At 26.9% G+C, this 19,476-nt stretch carries 21 protein-coding genes; 15 read left to right on the top strand and 6 right to left on the bottom strand.

Annotated elements, in window-relative coordinates:
• Positions 1-76: 76 nt before the first annotated feature.
• Positions 77-1,942: an asparagine synthase (glutamine-hydrolyzing) gene (gene asnB, locus ACRDDY_RS18020; protein WP_438566309.1), complete on the top strand. Its 1,866-nt coding sequence runs from the start codon at positions 77-79 to the stop codon at positions 1,940-1,942.
• Positions 1,943-1,967: 25 nt separating this feature from the next.
• Here asnB and yjeM read toward each other — a convergent pair whose 3' ends face one another.
• Both yjeM and ACRDDY_RS18010 read right to left on the bottom strand, forming a co-directional pair.
• Positions 1,968-3,512 (bottom strand): glutamate/gamma-aminobutyrate family transporter YjeM, encoded by a 1,545-nt coding sequence (gene yjeM / locus ACRDDY_RS18015; protein ID WP_438566308.1) that lies wholly within the window; start codon positions 3,510-3,512, stop codon positions 1,968-1,970.
• A gap of 254 nt (positions 3,513-3,766) precedes the next feature.
• A complete protein-coding gene (locus tag ACRDDY_RS18010; RefSeq protein ID WP_438566307.1) occupies positions 3,767-4,090 on the bottom strand; it encodes a winged helix-turn-helix transcriptional regulator in 324 nt (107 codons plus the stop codon).
• Between the two features lie 244 nt (positions 4,091-4,334).
• Here ACRDDY_RS18010 and ACRDDY_RS18005 point away from each other — a divergent pair, with 244 nt between their 5' ends.
• A complete protein-coding gene (locus ACRDDY_RS18005; protein WP_438566306.1) occupies positions 4,335-4,649 on the top strand; it encodes a hypothetical protein in 315 nt (104 codons plus the stop codon).
• A gap of 63 nt (positions 4,650-4,712) precedes the next feature.
• Here the strand turns inward: ACRDDY_RS18005 and ACRDDY_RS18000 are convergent, their stop codons facing one another.
• Positions 4,713-6,242, bottom strand: coding sequence for a sodium:solute symporter (locus tag ACRDDY_RS18000; protein ID WP_438566305.1), 1,530 nt, complete (start codon positions 6,240-6,242; stop codon positions 4,713-4,715).
• A 207-nt stretch (positions 6,243-6,449) separates the two neighbouring features.
• Between ACRDDY_RS18000 and ACRDDY_RS17995 the strand changes: the two genes are divergently transcribed.
• From ACRDDY_RS17995 to ACRDDY_RS17950, 10 genes are all read left to right on the top strand, one after another.
• Entirely contained in the window at positions 6,450-7,133 is a 684-nt protein-coding gene (locus ACRDDY_RS17995; protein WP_438566304.1) for an N-acetylmannosamine-6-phosphate 2-epimerase, read from the top strand.
• A gap of 15 nt (positions 7,134-7,148) precedes the next feature.
• On the top strand, positions 7,149-8,018 hold the full coding sequence (locus ACRDDY_RS17990) for an N-acetylneuraminate lyase (protein WP_438566303.1): 870 nt from the start codon (positions 7,149-7,151) through the stop codon (positions 8,016-8,018).
• Positions 7,999-8,994, top strand: coding sequence for a hypothetical protein (locus ACRDDY_RS17985; protein ID WP_438566302.1), 996 nt, complete (start codon positions 7,999-8,001; stop codon positions 8,992-8,994). Before ACRDDY_RS17990 ends, ACRDDY_RS17985 begins: the two co-directional genes overlap by 20 nt.
• Complete coding sequence (locus tag ACRDDY_RS17980) at positions 8,991-9,431, top strand: YhcH/YjgK/YiaL family protein (RefSeq protein ID WP_438566301.1); 441 nt, start codon at positions 8,991-8,993, stop codon at positions 9,429-9,431. Before ACRDDY_RS17985 ends, ACRDDY_RS17980 begins: the two co-directional genes overlap by 4 nt.
• A gap of 12 nt (positions 9,432-9,443) precedes the next feature.
• Positions 9,444-10,316, top strand: coding sequence for an ROK family protein (locus ACRDDY_RS17975; RefSeq protein ID WP_438566300.1), 873 nt, complete (start codon positions 9,444-9,446; stop codon positions 10,314-10,316).
• Between the two features lie 135 nt (positions 10,317-10,451).
• Complete coding sequence (locus ACRDDY_RS17970; RefSeq protein ID WP_438566299.1) at positions 10,452-11,303, top strand: MurR/RpiR family transcriptional regulator; 852 nt, start codon at positions 10,452-10,454, stop codon at positions 11,301-11,303.
• Between the two features lie 201 nt (positions 11,304-11,504).
• Positions 11,505-12,197 carry a DUF969 domain-containing protein gene (locus tag ACRDDY_RS17965; protein WP_438566325.1) on the top strand — a complete coding sequence of 231 codons (693 nt, stop codon included), beginning with the start codon at positions 11,505-11,507 and terminating at the stop codon, positions 12,195-12,197.
• On the top strand, positions 12,182-13,117 hold the full coding sequence (locus tag ACRDDY_RS17960) for a DUF979 domain-containing protein (protein WP_438566298.1): 936 nt from the start codon (positions 12,182-12,184) through the stop codon (positions 13,115-13,117). The genes ACRDDY_RS17965 and ACRDDY_RS17960 overlap by 16 nt, the downstream gene beginning before the upstream one ends.
• A gap of 89 nt (positions 13,118-13,206) precedes the next feature.
• Positions 13,207-13,848, top strand: a complete 642-nt coding sequence (pcp, locus tag ACRDDY_RS17955) for a pyroglutamyl-peptidase I (RefSeq protein WP_438566297.1) — start codon at positions 13,207-13,209, stop codon at positions 13,846-13,848.
• On the top strand, positions 13,842-14,267 hold the full coding sequence (locus ACRDDY_RS17950) for a gamma-glutamylcyclotransferase family protein (RefSeq protein ID WP_438566296.1): 426 nt from the start codon (positions 13,842-13,844) through the stop codon (positions 14,265-14,267). The genes pcp and ACRDDY_RS17950 overlap by 7 nt, the downstream gene beginning before the upstream one ends.
• 310 nt (positions 14,268-14,577) lie before the next feature.
• On the opposite strand, the gene ACRDDY_RS17945 is transcribed toward ACRDDY_RS17950, so the two are convergent.
• Positions 14,578-15,015: a hypothetical protein gene (locus tag ACRDDY_RS17945; RefSeq protein ID WP_438566295.1), complete on the bottom strand. Its 438-nt coding sequence runs from the start codon at positions 15,013-15,015 to the stop codon at positions 14,578-14,580.
• A 101-nt stretch (positions 15,016-15,116) separates the two neighbouring features.
• Between ACRDDY_RS17945 and ACRDDY_RS17940 the strand changes: the two genes are divergently transcribed.
• The 3 genes from ACRDDY_RS17940 to ACRDDY_RS17930 all read left to right on the top strand — a co-directional run bounded on the left by ACRDDY_RS17940 (position 15,117) and on the right by ACRDDY_RS17930 (position 17,934).
• The gene (locus ACRDDY_RS17940; protein ID WP_438566294.1) at positions 15,117-15,791 is read left to right on the top strand and encodes a response regulator transcription factor; all 675 of its coding nucleotides are present in this window, start codon (positions 15,117-15,119) and stop codon (positions 15,789-15,791) included.
• On the top strand, positions 15,788-16,798 hold the full coding sequence (locus tag ACRDDY_RS17935) for a sensor histidine kinase (protein WP_438566293.1): 1,011 nt from the start codon (positions 15,788-15,790) through the stop codon (positions 16,796-16,798). The genes ACRDDY_RS17940 and ACRDDY_RS17935 overlap by 4 nt, the downstream gene beginning before the upstream one ends.
• 110 nt (positions 16,799-16,908) lie before the next feature.
• Positions 16,909-17,934 (top strand): hypothetical protein, encoded by a 1,026-nt coding sequence (locus tag ACRDDY_RS17930; protein WP_438566292.1) that lies wholly within the window; start codon positions 16,909-16,911, stop codon positions 17,932-17,934.
• Between the two features lie 33 nt (positions 17,935-17,967).
• Here the strand turns inward: ACRDDY_RS17930 and ACRDDY_RS17925 are convergent, their stop codons facing one another.
• Positions 17,968-18,546 (bottom strand): hypothetical protein, encoded by a 579-nt coding sequence (locus tag ACRDDY_RS17925; protein WP_438566291.1) that lies wholly within the window; start codon positions 18,544-18,546, stop codon positions 17,968-17,970.
• The gene (locus ACRDDY_RS17920) at positions 18,547-19,410 is read right to left on the bottom strand and encodes a hypothetical protein (protein WP_438566290.1); all 864 of its coding nucleotides are present in this window, start codon (positions 19,408-19,410) and stop codon (positions 18,547-18,549) included.
• Positions 19,411-19,476: the final 66 nt, after the last annotated feature.

The following is a 19,476-nucleotide window of genomic DNA, read 5'->3' as shown; positions in this document are numbered from 1 at the left end:
GTATAGAAACAATGTATAAATTATGGAAATTTGAGAATAATAAGGTTGAATATCAAAGTTGTGGAGGGAATTTTTTATGTGTGGTTTTATAACTTTATTTAAGAATACAATTTTAAAAGAAGATGAAGATAAGGTACGTGAAGCATCTGAGAAGCTTATTCATAGAGGACCAGATGATTTTAAGATAGCAAAAACTGAAAAGGTAATATTTGGGTTTAGAAGGCTTAGCATAGTAGATATAAAAGGTGGAGCACAACCTTTTTTATATAAAGATAAATATATAATAGTTTTTAATGGAGAAATATATAATTATTTAGAATTAAAAAAGAGGTTAAGAAAAGAAGGGAGAAAATTTAAAACAAATTCTGAGATAGAAGTAATAAGTGCTATGTATGAAAAGTATGGGGGAGAGTTTATAAAGCATTTAAGAGGTATGTTTTCAATTGTATTATATGATATAGGAAGAGATAGATTATTAGCATATCGAGATATATTTGGAATAAAGCCACTTTATTATTTAGAAGATGAAGAGGAAGTTTGGATATCATCAGAGTTAAAAGCTTTAGTTAAATTAAATAAGAAACTTACATATAGTAAAGAAGAAATAAATAATTATCTTACAGTTCAATACATACCAGGAGAAAAAACTTTATTTAAAGAGATAAAATTATTAATGCCAGGATGTGTATTAATAAAAGAAAAAGGTAAGTTAAAAGTAAAAAGATATGGTGAAGTAAAATTATCACCCAAACATAAGAAGAATAAAGAGAGTTTAAAAAAGGAGATATATAAGGTTTTAGATGATTCAGTAAGGAAGCATATGATAGCAGATGTACCAGTTGCAACTTTTTTATCAAGTGGAATAGATTCATCTATAACAACATATTTAGCATGGAAGTTAAATAAAAATATAACTGCATATAGCATAGGATTTGATGTTGAAGGGTATGATGAAACACCTTATGCTAAAAGATTTGCAGAGAAGTTTAATATAAGCTTTAAAGAGGTAAAGTTAAGTTGTAAAGATTTTATAGAAGAGTTACCTAAAATAATTTATCATATGGATTCACCAATAGCAGATCCATCAATAATTCCACTATATCATATATGCAAAGAAGTAAGTGGAAAGTTTAAAGTTGTTTTATCAGGAGAAGGCTCTGATGAGTTTTTTGGTGGATATAATATTTATACTGAGGATAATTCATTAAAGATATTTAAGAAGATTCCAAAAGGGATAAAAAAGGTAATGCTAGCAAGTATAAGGATAGTACCTAATAATATTAAAGGAAAAAACTTTATCGAAAGAGGTTGTACGGATTTAGAAAAGAGATATGTAGGAAATGCAAGAATATTTAAAGATAGAGAAAAGTCTAGAATAATAAAAAATTATGATAGAAATTTAAAATCAGAGAAAATTACAAGAGAATATTTTGAGAAAGTAAAACTACTAGATAATGTAGCTAAAAGACAGTTTATAGATATAAATACATGGCTTGTTGGAGATATTTTAGCAAAAGCGGATAGAATGTCTATGGCACACTCTTTAGAGCTTAGAGTACCATTCTTAGATAAAGAAGTATTTAAAGTAGCATCTAAATTAGAAAGAGAAGATAAAATAAATGGGTTTACAACAAAATATATGTTAAGAGAAGCTTTTAAAGGAATATTACCTGAAGAAGTGTATCAAAAGAAAAAATTAGGATATCCTGTTCCTTTAAGACTATGGTTTAAAAATGAACTTTATGATTGGGCAAAAGAGATTATAGAAGGTAATCCAGTAAAAGAAATAGATACAAAAGAGGCATTAAAACTTTTAAGATTACATAAAAAAACAAGGGTAGATTATAGTAGAAAGATATGGACTATAATTGTATATATTATATGGTATAAAATTTATATAGATAAGACGTTAGATAAAAATGAAAAGTTATATATTAAATAAAAAAAGGATGCCATTAAGGCATCCTTTATTCAACTATATCAATTTCAGTGATATCAACTTCATCACTAATTAATCCTTTTTCTTTTCTTCGTTTATAACGTTTATAAAGAATAAAAGCAATCAATCCAAAGAATACAGGACCACCTGCAACCCATAGACTGCTAGAAATACTGCCGGTTAATGCAGGTTCAATCATAGAATATATGTTTACAAAAGTTACTACAACGAAACAAATTGATGCAAATACGATACCTGTCTTTTTACCAAAGAAAGTATACTCCTTTTTGATATTGTCATTCATTTTAAATTTAATATAAGCAAAAACAACAAATGATATTGGAACAGTACTAGCAACGAATGTCATAAGAGTCATTTTATTAAATAACTCAGATACATTTCCACCACCAAATCCTAAAAGTAAAACAAAGAATACAACTATTACAGTTTGTAAAAGAATTGCATAAACAGGCATTCCATGTTTATTTACTTTTTGAAGTTTTTCAGGTAACATTCCTTTTGGTAGACCTTCGAACATGTGCTTGATTGGTGTATAAAGTCTTAATGGGATAGAAGTTAATCCAATTAATCCGATTATAGTTGTAATTCTATTAATCCATTCACCAAGTCCTAATGCTTGTGATGGCGATAATCCAAGTAAAGTACCAAGCCTAAAGAATTCTTGTTGAACTATATAAATACTGAAATTGGCAAGGTTAACTTTAGAGGAATTGAAAGTTGCATTCCAGTTACAAACAAAACCTAAAATTAAAACAGTTCCTATATAAAGTACTGTAATAAGTACTGTAGCAACAAAAATTGCTCTAGGTACATTTTTCTTACCATTTTTTACTTGGTCAACAAGACCACCACTATTTTCCATTCCAGCAAAGATACAAACAGCAAATACTAAGAATCCAAGTGCTGGTAAAAATGATGAATAGCTAGGGTTTGGTCCATAAAAATAAGAATGTATATTTGTAAAATCAAATCCTTGAGCTGGCTTAAATCCTGATAAAGCAAATAAAAGGATACCACCACCTAATATTAAAATATGTGAAACAATAACTGTTACAATTGATATATTAGAAAGAAACGATAATCTTTTTAATCCTCTAGTAGTAATTAAAGCCGCTACTATCATATATATAGCACCAACGATAGCTAGTGTTTCAGGTGCATTAAATCCCAAGAAATGCCATGTTGAGGTTGTATCTACTCCAAAGATTGCAACAGAAATTGCAATACATATAGATGAAGCTGAGAACCACATAACAACGAATGATCCATACCAAATGAAAGTTCCAACTAAACTAAAACCTTCATTTACAGATTCAGACATCCAAGAAAATATTCCACCTTTTTTATGTTTAAAAGCTGAACTCATTTCAGCAACAATAAATGAATAAGGTATAAAAAATATGATAACGGCTATTACTAAGTATGTAATTGCTGCATATCCCATTTGGTAATAAACTTGTTCACCATTTGGTAGCCCATAAACAGTTAGAAAAATCATAACTAAAAAGCTGAAAAAAGATATACTATACTTAGTATTTTTTTCATTTGACATAAGGTTTCCTCCTAAAATTTTTAATCAATCGTATCTATTATTAACGAACATATAAAAATGTCTTCCTATAAAATACATTTGTCCTTATTATATAATACATCTTTAATATGAATAAAAAGAAAACTAAAAATGCATAAATTGTAAAAATAAATTGTTTTAACAAAAATAATCTTAAATAATAAAAAAAGTATTATAAAAACAATGAAATAATGAGTGAATTAAAAAAATACCACTTTAATTTATTAAATTGAAAATTATTTTAATTCATTTAAGAATTCAGTTCCTACTTTTTGCATTATTTTTAATGCTTCTAATATTTCTTTTCCTCTAGAAGTTAAAAAGTATTCAACTCTAAGAGGATAGCCAGGATAAACAATTTTATTAATGATTTTAGCTTCAATAAGTTCTTTTAATTGCTCTAAAAGCATTTTTTGAGTGATACCTTTAATATCTCTTTGAAGTTGAGATGGTGATGTATTACCACAGCGAAGTCTCCATATAATAATAGGTTTCCATTTACCACGGATAATGTCAAAACAAAGTTCTAATGGACAAGTAAAAGTTTTTCTAACTTTCATAAAAATACCTCCTTAAAAAAATTACAGTAATATGTAATAGTATTTCGTAATATAAATGATTATATAAGTTAATAATATTAAACAAAGAAGTAGATACTGTGAATGATTTTTAAATAAATCAAGAAAGACACTATAAAGACATTATTATGTAACCATATGTTCAAAAAAATAAATTATAATTACAAGAATAAATAGAATAAAAAGGATATAAACTATAAGTATTAAAATGAAGGAGTGGGGAAATTTGTTTGAATTGTATAACGATATCATAGAAGTTTGTAGAGAAGCGGGACTAATGCCAGGTTTTAAATTTGATAAAATGTTTCAAATGATTAATAGTAAGGGAGCACTTTTATCACTAAAAGAAATAGTAAGAAGTAATGAAGATACAGAAAATGTTGAAGAACTTATAAAAGTAGGAAGAGAAGATTTAACAATAGAAACATTAATATTAAGCGAGAAATATAAAAATGAATTCAGCGAAGAAGATAAAGAATTTGCAAGAATAAAATTAGAAAAGTTTAAAACTAAAGAAGAGTTAGTAATAACTGAGGAATAATATAAGTATGATAAATATATAAAAGAGTCCGCCTTTAAGACGGACTCTTTTATATTCATAAAGTTAATTTGATGAATTAACTTTATTTTTCTTTAATGAGCCATATATAGTGATTTTATTTAAATCTTCACGTTGAGTAGCTTTATTATCTTTAAAGAAGAAACTAGCTATATAACCAACAACGATGACAGTTAGAATGTTTATAATTGAATATGCCCAAAAATCTACTTTAGTAAAATAGTTTATATAAACGGATAGTACTAAAGAGACAATAAATCCTACAATAGCACCCTTAGTATTAGCTTTTTTAGTAAGTATTCCTAAACCAAATAGACCACCAACTAATCCTAAAATAATTCCAACAAATCCATTAAAGAAATTGAACATGGACTCTATATGAGAATTAGCAAAAACTATAGCAAGAATGATAGAGAATGCACCTACAGCAAAAGATAAAATTTTACCATATCTAGTAGCTTGTTCGTCAGTGAAATTTGTTTTTAATGATTTAGCTAAATCTAAAGTCCATGTTGAAGCTATACCATTAATACCAGAAGAAAGACTAGATTGACCTACTGCAAAAAGTGCTGCAATAAGTAAACCAGAAATACCTATTGGTAATTGGTTAACAATAAAACTTGCAAAAATTTTATCTTCAGTTGCATGAGCAGCAATTAATAGATGTGGATTTTGTTTATAAAATACAAACATTCCAGTACCAACAAAGAAAAATAAAGAAGCAACAATAATAGACATAATACCATTTAAATAAGTCATTTTTTTCATTTTACCTAAATCATCTGTTGTGATGTAACGTTGAACCATATCTTGGCTTGAAATATAAGAGGCAAGAGTAGATAAACCAGCACCAACTATAACGATAGGTAAACCATTTTTAAAAATACTTACAGACATCATTTGAGAAGTATTTAAAAATTTATGACTAGCGATTCCAGTGGAAATTATTTGAGAGAAACCACCTTTTACAGAGAATATTAAATAGAACACAACAAAAAGTACACCAGCAGTAAGAACAATACCTTGTATAAAATCTGTCCATAAAACAGCTTTTAGACCTCCGAAAGCAGAATAAATAACAGCAATTACCCCAAATATCAGGATTAAGACATCAATATTCATATGAGTTATAAATGCTAAAGCGATAGCAGGCAAATACATTATGATTGCATTTCTAACTATCTGAAAGATAATAAACATTGAACTACCTAAAAAACGAAGTTTTCTATCAAAACGTCTTTCTAAATATTCATATGCAGTATCTAATTTCATTCTTTTATAAACTGGTAAGAACCAGATTATAGTTAAGGGAACGGCAATGAAAATACCAAGTTGTCCAAGCCAAGCTTCCCAGTCAGTCATAAAAGATTTACCAGCTAGGGTTAAGAATGATATAGGACTTAATAAAGTAACAACTAAACTAACTCCAGCAACCCACCAAGGTATAGTACCATCATTACCTTTGAAAAATGTTTTACCACCTTGTTTTTTTCGGGAAAAACTTAATCCAATAGCAAAAACAGCAAGTAAATAAACAACAATAATAATGTAGTTAATAGGGGAATATGATTTCATTTAAAAAACCTCCTTCTTTTGTTAACGTTTACTTTATGATTTAATTATAGAAATAAAAAAATCAAAATGCAAAAAATAAACTGTTAAAATAAAATATTTTTCATTAATAATAAAAAAATAAAAATTAATTTCAAAAAATGAAAATAATATTGAAAAATGAAAAAATAAATCTTATAATAAAGCTATAAAGTGAAAGGAGGGAGAGAAATGGATAATATTTTAAAAAGTCTAGAAGGAAAATTGATAGTATCATGCCAAGCATTAAAAGATGAACCACTACATAGTTCATATATAATGACTAGGATGGCTATTGCTGCAAAAGAAGGAGGAGCATCTGGAATTAGAGCCCAAGGGATAGAAGATATAGAAGAAATAAAAAAAGTAATAGATATGCCTATAATTGGTATAATTAAAAAGAAATATGAAGACTCAGAGATATATATAACACCTACCAAAAAAGAGGTAGAGGAATTAATAAAAACTAAATGTGAGATAATAGCATTAGATATGACAGAAAGAAAAAGACCTAATAATGAAAATGTAAAGGATTTAATAGAATTGATAAAAAAAAATAATAGGATAGTTATGGCTGATATATCTACGTTAGATGAAGGCATAGAGGCGGAGAGATTAGGAGTAGATTGTGTTTCAACAACTTTAGCAGGATATACAAATTATAGTGAGTTTATAGATGGACCAAACTATAAACTTATAGAAGAATTATCAAAAATTTTGAAAATTCCTGTTATAGCAGAAGGAAAAATACATTATCCAGAGCAATTGAAAAGAGTATTAAAAAATGGAGCATTCTGTGCAGTTGTTGGAGGAGCAATAACTAGACCACAGGAGATAACAGAACGATTTGTTAAAGAAATAATTAAAGAAAAATAAGGAAGGTGTTTTAAAATGAAAGGAATTTATTCAGCATTATTAGTATCATTTAAAGAAGATGGAAGTTTAAATGAAGAAGGGCTTAGACAAATTATTAGACACAATATTGATGTATGTAAAATTGATGGGTTATATGTTGGAGGTAGTACAGGAGAAAATTTTATGCTTTCAACAGACACAAAAAAAAGAATATTTGAAATTGCAGCAAGAGAGAATAAAGGACAAGTTAAATTAATTGCTCAAGTTGGATCTTTAAATATTGAAGAATCAATAGAACTTGCAAAATTTGTAACTGACTTAGGATATGATGCAATTTCAGCAGTAACACCATTTTATTATAAATTTACGTTTGAAGAAATAAAGGATTATTATAATACAATAATAAACTCAGTAGATAATAAGATGATAATTTATTCTATTCCATTTTTAACTGGAGTAAATATGAGTGTTGAACAATTTGGGGAACTTTTTGAAAATAAGAAAATTATAGGAGTGAAATTTACTGCAAATGATTTTTATTTATTAGAAAGAATAAGAAGAACATATCCTGATAAACTTATTTTTTCAGGATTTGATGAGATGATGTTACCAGCAATTGTTCTAGGAGTTGATGGTGCTATTGGATCAACATTCAATGTTAATGGAAAAAAATCAAGAGAATTATTTTACTTAGCAAAAGAAGGAAAAATTACTGAGGCATTAAAATTACAACATGAAGTAAATGATTTTATTAGTGAGGTATTAGATAATGGACTATACCAAACATTAAAAGGATTATTATCATTACAAGGTATTGATGCAGGATATTGTAAAAAACCAATGAGAAGCCAAAATGAGGAGATGAAAGTAAGGACAAAAGAGATATATGAAAAGTACATCAGATAAAATAATATTTAAAAAGGAATTCTTTTTAAAAAAAGATAAATTAGGATTTGTTAGTATGAATATATTAGGAGATAGTATATCGCATGGAGCGAATGTAGAGAAGATTTATGAAGATTCTTGGGTAGCACTTTTAAAACAAAAGTTTATGAGTGATTTAGATACAAAAAATTATGGATTTATAAATTGTCTATCTCCTATTTCAAATGAGAAAGGTATATATAACGAATTAATAATATTTAAGAGTAAGGAATGTGATACAAAAGAAGAGAATAGTACTATTGGATTTTATGATATTGAAATGAATGAAAATACTAGTAGCTGTAAGGGAAGTTTTTTATTAAAAAAAGAATTTAGTAAAATATACTTGAAATTGAGAAGTAAAACAAAGTTTGGAAAGATAAAAGTTCTATTGATAGGAGAGGAAAATGTTCTTATAAAAGAAAATATAGTGAATATTGACTCTAGAGAAGATTTTTTAGTTGAAATTGAGAATGAAAGAAATGAAAAAATTGAAAGTATAAATATTATAAATATAGAAGGAAAGAATGTATTTTCAGGAATCTATTTAATTGAAGAAAAAAATATGCCAGTAATAAATAATTATTCTCGTAGTGGATTGAGAATATCTAATTTGAATGATGAAGTTTTAAATCAGATATTAGATTCTAATATAGTGATATTTTCATTAGGATACAATAAATGTGAAAATGTAGAAAAGTATATAGATAGATGTAAGGAGTTAATAGAAAAATTTAAACCGAGATTAATTATATTAGATTTTTGCTGGAGTAAAGATCGTGTGAGTACGTCAAAAAAACTAAAAAAATTTGCAGAAGAGTGTAGTGCTATCTATATAGATTTTACGAGATTTAATGAAATTAAAGGCTTTTTAAGTGATAAGGCTCATCCAACGAAAGAGGGGCATAAAATTATATTTAAAGAAATAATTAAAGTATTGGAGGAAGAGTTAAAATGATATTTGGAAATATAAATAATCTTAAAAATGTAGATGAAAAAATAGTATATTTAATAGAAATAGCAAAGAGTGAAGACTTATTAAATCTACCTATTGGAAAAAATAATATATATGGAGATATTATTTTTTTAAATAGGCAGTCAAAAGATTTAAGTGAAGATGGTTTTTTTGAAGGACATAAGGAGTACCTAGATTTGCATATTATTTTAGAGGGAGATGAGAAGATTGGATATAATTTAAAAGAAAATTTAAAGTTAGTAAACTTTAATGAAGAGGAAGACTTTATTAAATATGAAGGAAAGGAACAATTCTTTATAAATTTAAAGAAAGGAGATTTTGCTGTATTTTATCCAGAGGATGCACATAAAGTATTATTAAAACCAAGTTCAGAATGTAATCATGTAGAAAAAGTAGTATTAAAAGCTAAATTATTTTAGGAGATGATGAAAGTGTTTTATTTGGGAATTGATATTGGAGGAACCAATATAAAATATGGCATCACAGATATAAATGGGAATGTATTATTTCATGGAAAGGTTAAAACTACAATAATTGAGAATAATAATTTTATATTAAATGATATAGATAAAATTATTCAAATAGCTTTAGAAAAATATCAAATAAATGGGATTGGTATATCAACAGCAGGTGTTGTAGATGTAGAGAATGGAAAAATAATATATGCAGGAGCAAGTATTCCTAACTATACAGGTACTGAGTTAAAAAAGCATATTTTGGAGAAATATAATTTAACATGTATTGTAGAAAATGATGTTAATTCTGCAGCTTTAGGTGAGTTATGGAAGGGAGCGGGGAGAGGAAAAGAAAATATATTTTGTTTAACTGTTGGAACTGGAATAGGTGGAGCATGTATAATAAATAAAAAGTTGATATATGGTAAGCATAATAGTGCTGGAGAAGTTGGGTATATGCATATATTTGAGGAAGAGATACAGAATATAGCATCTACGACAGCATTAGTAAAGATGGTGAAAGATGAAATAGATGAAGAGATTGTAGATGGAAAATATATTTTTAATAAAGCAATAGAGGGCGATGAAGTTTGTATAAAGGCAATTAATCATATATTAAAAAATATAGCAATGTTGATTGTTAATATTAATTATGTAATAGCTCCAGATATTTTCATTTTAGGTGGTGGAATTATGGAGCAAAGGGAATATATAAAGCCAATATTAGAGATGTATATATTAGAAAAAACAAGAGGGACAATATTTAAAAGTATTGAAGTTGTTTTTTCTGAAGCAGGGAATATGGCAGGTGTTTTAGGTGCTATATACAAATTAAAAGAGATAGAATAAAAATTTAGAAATGTTATATCCTTTAATTTAAAAATATTTTAGTATATTATAAGGATGTAACATTTTTTATGCACAATATTAAAAATATATTATGTATAAAAAATGTTAATAAAAATAATAAGGATAGGGATAGACATGAATATTATTGATAGAATAAAAGTTCAAGAATTTAGGCCAAGTAAAAATGATTTAATTTTGATAAATTTTATAAATGAAAATCCAAAAGAATGTGTAGATAAATCAATTTCAGAGTTAGCAAATAAATTAAATATTGGGGAAGCAACAATAACAAGATTTTCAAGAAAAATGGGGTTTGGTGGATATCAAGAATTAAAAAGAAATATAGCAAATTACATATTTAAAGAAAATAAGGTGAATAGAGTAAATATAAAAATAGAAGGTGGTGAATCAGTAAAAGAAGTAGCAGAAAAAATATATGTTAATAATATAAAGGCAATGCAAGAGAGTATAAAAATATTAGAAGAAGAGAAAGTACTTGAGATAAAAGAATTAATATTAGAAGCAAAAAGAATATTCTTTTTTGGAATAGGTGATTCCGGTATAGTAGCAACACAAACAGGATATAAGTTTATGAGAATTGGATTAAAAAGCGAATCATCAACTGATGCACATACTATGAGTATGCTTGCAGCATTAATGACAAGAGGTGATTTGGTAGTTATATTTTCACATACAGGTGAAACGCATGAAGTAATAAAAGTATGTGAAATTGCAAAAAGAAATAAGGCAAAAATTATATCAATAACTGAGAATACAAATAATACATTAGAGAAGAATTCAGATATTAATTTAGGATATGTAGCAAATGAAACAAAATTTGAGAAAAGTGTAACCTTATCAAAATTTACTCAATTATTTCTTGTTGAGATTATTTATGCAGAGGTTATAAAAGAAAATTATGAAGAGTATATAAAAAATAGAGAAAAAACAATGAAAGCTATTAAATATATGAGAGAAGAATTTTAAAGAATTAATTGTAATATAGATTGTAAATAAAGAAACCATATCAAAAATTGATATGGTTTATTTGTTTTATTTATATTATTAATCGACATAAATATTAATAAAGTGTTAAAAATGTGTTGCATTTTTGAATAAAGTATTATAAAATTGAAACAAGAAGAAAAAGCGAAAGTAAACATAAGAAAGAAGGGAAATAAAGTTATGATTAAATTAATTGGTATAGCCATTGTAATATTAGGATTTACATTTAAGGTAGAAACGTTATTTACAGTACTACTTGCAGGAGTTTCCACAGGGCTTGTAGCTGGGATGAGTATAAATGAGATATTATCAGTTTTAGGAGAATCTTTTGTAGCAAATAGAGCTGTATCATTATTTATACTAACTTTACCTGTAATAGGAATATTAGAAAGATATGGATTGAAACAAAGAGCAATTCAATTAATAAAGAATTTAGGTAAACTTACAACTGGTGGAGTTTTGTCAGCTTATACATTTATTAGACAAATAATGGGAGCACTTTCAATCAGAATAAGTGGACATCCTCAATTTGTAAGACCATTAGTAAATCCAATGGCTCAAGCAGCAGCAGAAAGTAAGTTTGGGAAAATTGATGAAGATGATGAAGAAAAGATAAAAGCACTTGCAGCAGCATCAGAGAACTATGGAAACTTCTTTGGACAAAATCTTTTTGCAGGAAGTTCAGGAGTTTTATTAATAGCAAGTACATTAACTGAATTTGGATATAGTGTATCAGGATTACAAATAGCAAAGGCAAGTATAGTAATGGCTATTATAGCATTTTTAATATCATTGATACAGAATAGATTATATGATAAGAAATTACAAAGAAAATATGCAAAGAAAAAGGAGGAAGTTAAATGCAAAACTTCATAAATGTAACTTTAGAAAGCTTTTACGTGGTAATGGGATTATTAATGTTAGTGATTGCATATAAATCCTTCACAACAATAAAACATGGACAGAAAAAATATGGAACAGCATTATTTTGGACACTAATTGCAATACCGTTTATATTTGGAAAAGTATTACCATCTCATATAGTTGGAGGAATATTAGTATTATCGAGTCTTCTAACATTATCTAAGAAAGTAGTTTTTGCTAAATATGATGAAGCATCAGAAGAGAAGTCAGCAAAATCATCATTAAAGATAAAGAATAAAATATTCATACCATCATTGGTGTTAGCATTTGTAGCTGTTATTATTTCGATGTTATTCTCAGATTTAAAGAACTCATCTCAGTTTGCAATAGGGGCAGGAGCTATAGTTGCATTAATAGCAGCATTCTTTATAACTAAGGCAAAGCCTAAAGAGGCAGTAAATGATGGAGCAAAATTATTACATCAAATGGGACCAACGGCAATGTTACCACAATTATTAGTAGCACTTGGAGCTTTATTTACACAAGCAGGAGTGGGACAAGTTATAGCAGATGGAATATCAGGAGTAGTTCCAACAGATAATAGATTCTTTGGAGTAGTAGCATATGTACTTGGAATGGCAATATTCACAATGATAATGGGTAATGGATTTGCAGCATTCTCAGTAATTACTGCAGGAATAGGAGTACCATTTGTACTTATGCAGGGAGGAAATCCAGTTATAGTTGGAGCATTAGCATTAACAGCGGGTTACTGTGGAACATTATTAACTCCAATGGCAGCGAATTTTAACATAGTACCAGCAGCATTATTAGAATGTAAAAATCAGTATTCAGTTATTAAGCATCAATCAATAACAGCAATAATACTTTTAGTGGTACACATATTTGCAATGTATTTCTTGGCTTTTTAATTAAGAGTTAAGGATTAGAATTAAAAAGTAAAGGTTAAGAAAGTAGAAATTAAGGTTTGGATAGATTTTAACTTAGGAGGAAGTTTATTATGAAAGTTTTAGTTACGGGGTTTGATCCATTTGGAGGAGAGAAGATTAATCCAGCACAGGAGGCTGTTTTAAGAGTAAGAGATGAGATTAATGGAGCAGAGGTTATTAAGGTTATTATTCCAACGGTTATGGAGAAATCTTTAGAAGTCATTGAAAAAAGCATAGAAGAGCATAAACCAGATGTGGTTATATCTATAGGTCAAGCAACTGGAAGATTTGGAATTACACCTGAGAGAGTAGCTATTAATTTAAATGATTTTAGAATAAAAGATAATGAAGGTAATCAACCAATTGACGAAGTTATAAGGAAAGATGGAGAGGCAGCTTACTTTACTACATTACCAATAAAGGGAATGGTAGACCATTTAAATAAACATGGAGTACCAAGTGAAATATCAAATACAGCAGGCACGTTTGTTTGTAACCATGTAATGTATGGTGTATTATATCTAGCACAAAAAAAGTATACCAATATAAAGGCAGGATTTATTCATATTCCATGTGCAACAATTCAAGCTATTGGAAAGAGGAATGTACCATATATGTCTTTGGATGAAATTGTAAAAGGCATTGAATTAGCCATAGAAGCATGTACAATTTATGAGAACGATATTAAAGAAGTAGGTGGAGCTATATGTTAAAGAAAGTTTTTGTTTATGGAAGTTTAAGAGAAAATATGTTCAATTATGATAGATTATTAAAAGGAAAAGTTGAAAAAGTAGAAGAGGGAAAAATAAAAGGTGAATTATTTCATATAGAAAATAAAGGCTATCCAGCAGTTATAAAAGGTGATGAATGGATTATTGGTGAACTTATGACAATAAAAGACTTTGAAAAAAATTTAGAAATATTAGATCATCTAGAAGGATATGTAGATGGAGATGAGAACTGCGAATACTTAAGAGAAATTGTTAAAATTATACTATCAAATGATGAAGTAGAAGAAGCATATTTTTATAGATATAATAGAGAAGCAAAAAGAAATAAAAATGATGTATTAGTAAAAGTTTCAGGAAATGACTGGAAAGAATATATGAATGAATATAAAAAAGTAATTTAGATAAATACTATAATGAAAAGCTATTCACTTTGAAGAAGGTATCTTTTAGAACCTTACTTTTAAAGAGTGAGTGGCTTTTTTAAATTTTAGAGTGAAAAATTTAAAATTTAGAATTAGTGGGAATCGCAAGCGATTCTTGGGAAAACTCAAAATTTACCTGGAGGTAAATTTTATCGTTAGAAAATGGTTTAGTGAATAGTTAATAAATTAGGTGAGAAATAAAAAAAATTGGCTTTACCAATTTTTTTGTATTTCCAAAACTCGCTCAAGTGAGTTTTTCATCAATTCTTAATGATTAGCTTTTAATTCCTCAAAGGTTTATGAAGATTAAACGATTATTTATAAAGTACAACTCTAAATTTTTGTCTAAATGATGTTTTAATTCTGATTTATCAGAAGCCTTTAGTTTGGGAAGTTGTTTGTTGTTTATAAAATATAAAGGAGTTTTTTCTTTTTTTAGAGTGAGTTTTCCCTCATATTTTTTTATAAGCTTTGGATTTTTTAATCCGTTAGAAATTGATAAAATATCTCTAAATGTATCATATAAAAGAAGTAGTGCAAAGAAGTCTATTACTATAAGAATAGATGAAACTGTTTCGTTTGCTGTTAATTTTAATAGAAATAATACACAAGAAAGTATTATTAGAATAAAATAGGCTATTAGATGTTTGGTAAATTTCTTTAAACTAGCTCTTAATGTTTGTTCAATTTTTTCTGAATCTATATTTTCTATAGAAATAATAGTCATTTTTTAATTCCTCCTATATTTAGCTTAATGTAAATTATATCATAGCTTTAAGAGAGGGGAAAATATTGATATAATTATGAAAAAGGAAAGGTGTTTATATAATGAAGAAAATTGGAATAGTAGAAGATGATTTAAATATTAGAAATGAAATAGTTAAAACTATAGGAAGATATGGATATGAAGGCATTCAACTTACTGATTTTGAGAATATATTAGATGAGATAAAGAAAAAAGATGTAGATTTATTATTGTTAGATATAAATTTACCTTATTTTGATGGATATCATATTTGTCGTGAAATTAGAAAGTTTAGTCAAATGCCTATAATTATGGTTACTAGCAGAAATAGTGACATGGATGAACTTATGAGTATTAATATTGGTGCCGATGATTTTGTGACTAAGCCATATAATATTCAAGTATTATTAGCTAGAATTGAAAGGCTTTTAATAAGAAGTGGTATGGGTAAAGCAGAAAAAAGCAGTGTTTTAGAGCATAGAGGAATGAAGCTTAATTTAGAAAAAGGTGTAATTACTTATAATGATAATGAAATTGATTTAACTAAAAATGAGATTAAAATAATTACTTATCTTATGAAGAATAAAGAAAAAATAGTTTCAAGAGAAGATTTAATGAAATATTTATGGGACTCTGATTATTTTGTTGATGATAATACTTTGTCAGTTAACATCACTAGAATAAGAAAAAAATTGTTAGAGGTTGGTCTTATTAATATTATTGAAACTAAAAGAGGGCTTGGGTATATTATGCAATGAGTATAGGAAGATATTTTAAGGATAGAAGTCTTTTTTTAGGAATAAATTTATTTTTATATTTTTTAGTAGTATTACTATTAAGTCTTGTTTCTGTAGGTTCAGGAATTTTATTTTTAATTTTTATAATTTGGTTTTTACCGATAATTTCCTATATGATTATAGAATATTTTAAAGTTGGGAAGTTTTATAAAGATATTAAGGAAACTGTAGAGGAGTTAGAAGAAAAGTATTTAGTATGTGAGATTGTAAATAAGCCTAATTTTATAGAAGGTGAAATTATATATGAAGGTCTTAAGGAATGTAATAAAGAGATGCATGAAAGAGTTAAAGCATATAGAAAAAAGACAGAGGAATATAAAGAGTATATTGATATGTGGGTACATGAGATTAAAACTCCCATAGCGGCTACAAAGCTTATTATTGATAATAGTGATTCAAGGGAAGTGAAAAGGATAGACAATGAACTGAAAAAAATAGATAAGATGATTGAGCAAGTGTTATATTATTCAAAAATAGATGAGGCAAATGAGGATTATAGAATAGTAAATTTAAAACTACAGGAAGTGGTAGGGAAAGTATTAAAAAACAATTCTATGGATTTTATTTTAAAAAGAATAAGAGTAGATTTGAAAAATTTAGATTTAAATATATTCTGTGATAAAAAGTGGTTAGAATTTATTTTGAATCAGATAATAGGAAATTCATTAAAATATACTAAGAATGAAGGTGAAATTTTATTAGAAGGTATAGAGAAAGAAAATAGTGTTGAATTATTAATAAAAGATAATGGAGTTGGAATTAGAAAAGAAGATTTAAAAAAGGTATTTTTAAAAGGATATACTGGGAAAAATGGAAGAATATTTGGTAAATCAACAGGAATGGGCCTTTATATTTGTAAAAAGCTTTGTGATAAGCTAAATATTGGAATAAAAATATCATCAGAAGAAAATGGAACAAGTGTAAAATTAATCTTTTCGAAAGGGAAAAATACAAATTTATTTAAATAAAATCTAAATTTTAGGCAAAAAGTAATAAATACAATGGATAAAAGTAGTATTATCATTTAGAATATAATAATGGATATAGTTAAAAGTTAGGAAGAGAAGGTAGGACTCTTATGAAAAAAATTAGTTGGAAAAAGGGAATAATTATAGGGATTATAGTTGTAGCACTTATAATTATAATTAGTGTAGTTGTAGCATTTTTTAATACAATAAGTGAAAAAGAAAAAGCTCTTGATGGAACAAATTATAAAAATTCATATCAATACAAGATGCAAAGAGAAAAGAATTTACAGGTTTTAAAAAGTTTTTATGGAGATTACATAGTAACAGGTGTAAGCGGAACAACATCATCAGTTGGATTAAGTAGTGATGATTTAAAAACTTTAGAAAATGATATGGTTGGTTCTAAAATTGTATTACAGCCAGATCAATTCTCAATAACATATAATGATACAAAGCCAGTTAATTTAGTTAACTTTAGTAATGAAAGCATAAATAAGCCTTACTATGAAGTGAATAGTACTAATGAAAGTATGTTCCAAAGCGTATATAATACAAGTTTAAGTGCTGTAGGAATAAAATCTAGTACACCATATTTTATAAATGTAGGTGGAAGCAATAACTATGCACAAGAAATAATTCAAAATGGTGATGGTGGATTATTAATATATAGCCAAGGGGTATTCTTTAAGTTAGAAGCAGAAACTAAAGTTTTAGCAGAGAGAAATGCACAGCTTGAAAAACTTGCTGGTAATGCATTAAAAGTTGGAACAGGAAATGAATATAAATATATTTTCCCAGTTGAACAAATTCAAAAAGATGGAAAATTTGAATATAAAAACTCAGATAGTAGTTTAATATTCATGTGTAAAAATAAAGATAATTCAGTAGTTCCAGATAAAGATACAGATTTTATCACTTTATCGCAAGGCGTAGTAACACCAGTAGGTACTACAAGTAAAGATAATAAAGATGCTAAAGACAATAAAGATACTCAAAATAAACAAACTGAGGATAAGAATGCAGGAAAGCCGTTCTATAACTTTACAATAAATACATTAGGACAAATGAATCAAACTCAAGGTGGAAAACCTATAGTAGGGAAAGTTTATTTAAATGGAGATGTTGTTATAAGTTAAAAAAGTGGGGATTACCAAAAAGGTAATCTCCACTTATTTTTTTTCAGTAGGCTGAACAATATCTATTTTGATATCTGTATCAGTAGATATATTAACATTATCTTTAAAGGCATTAATTTTAATTTTTCCCTTAAAATTTTCAGGAACTACAATACGAAGTTCAGGAGAAAAAACACCGCTAAAAGAGTCATTTATAATAATTTTAGCTGTTTTAGTATTGTTGAAATATTTATAATCAATAGTATTAATATGATATAAACTATTAAGTTTTCTAACATTATAATCATAAGAGATTGTATCTAAATCATATGAATCAACAATTAAAATATTAGTATTAGGTGCCTTGATGTCGATAGTATTAACTGGAGTTTCATTAAGATAAATAAGATTATGATCATAAGAATCTCCAGAAGCAAACCAATATCCAAAATCTAAAAGAGTTTCTGAATCAAGGTTATATAATTTCTTTAATTCGCCTGAATAATTAGAAAGTCTATAACTTGTACTACTAAGCGAGCCTAGAGCAAATAGAAAAAATATAAAGGAGAGTAGAAAAGAAACTAAAGCAAATTTTATATAAAAGCTTTTTTTAAATAAATTAGTAAGCTTCATTTAAATTCCTCCCCTTTTTTTAAAAATAAAGTTTAAAGCGCTCTTTGTTATTGAAAAAATTGTTTTCTTAAAAGATTTTACATATGCAATTCCTAAAAAAAATAATCCTAAGCTTAAGAATAAAAAAGATGTACTAAAGAGCAAAATTATGCTACTTGGAAACTCTGTTAAAAAGCTAGGTACAGATGTAAAAATAATTGTACTAAAAGATTTAACAAATAGAATACAAATCCCTGATATAGACAATGCAAAAGGAATTAAAGACATTCCAAAAATAAAAATACCAATAGCAAATGCAATAAGAATAGATGAAATATATAATGCACCTGCGGATAGTCCTAAACAAGATCCAATTGGAATTGTTATAGCTAAAAGTGGAATAGATAAAAGATATCCCAAAAAGCTTTTTTTATTTACTTTTTTCTTAGGGAGAGAGTCTTTTTTAGTTTGCTTTTTTTTACTAATCTTTTTTATAGTTTCTATATCTTCAGAATCATTTTTCATATTGAAATCAATAGTTGTAGTATCTTCTACAGAAAAATAATCATGTATATCTTCTTTTGAAACTGTTTCAATTTCTGATTTTGAAGGAGTTTCATTTATATTTATAAAACTTTCAGAGATTGTAGGAATTTCTTGTGTGAAACTTAATTTTTTAGTTTTTAGTAGATGAGAATATTCCTCTTTATAATGTGTAATTAAATTTTCTATGGAACCTAAAGCAAATATTGCTTCCTCTTCAGATAAAATTTCTTTCTTTGATTCAAAATAGTCTTGATAATCAAATAAAATATCTGAAACCACATTTGGAGGAAGGTCCTTAAGTTCTAATATAATTTTGTTTAAAAAATCTTTTTTGGTCAAATAATCACCTCATATTCGTAGTAACCCTTTTAAAGAAAGTATATATAGTCAGGAAATATATAACAA

The sequence above is a fragment of the Clostridium sp. genome (assembly GCF_051656525.1).
GTDB lineage: Bacteria > Bacillota > Clostridia > Clostridiales > Clostridiaceae > Clostridium.
Note: the sequence above shows the minus strand (reverse complement) of the source record. Positions and strands in the feature narration are given on the sequence as shown.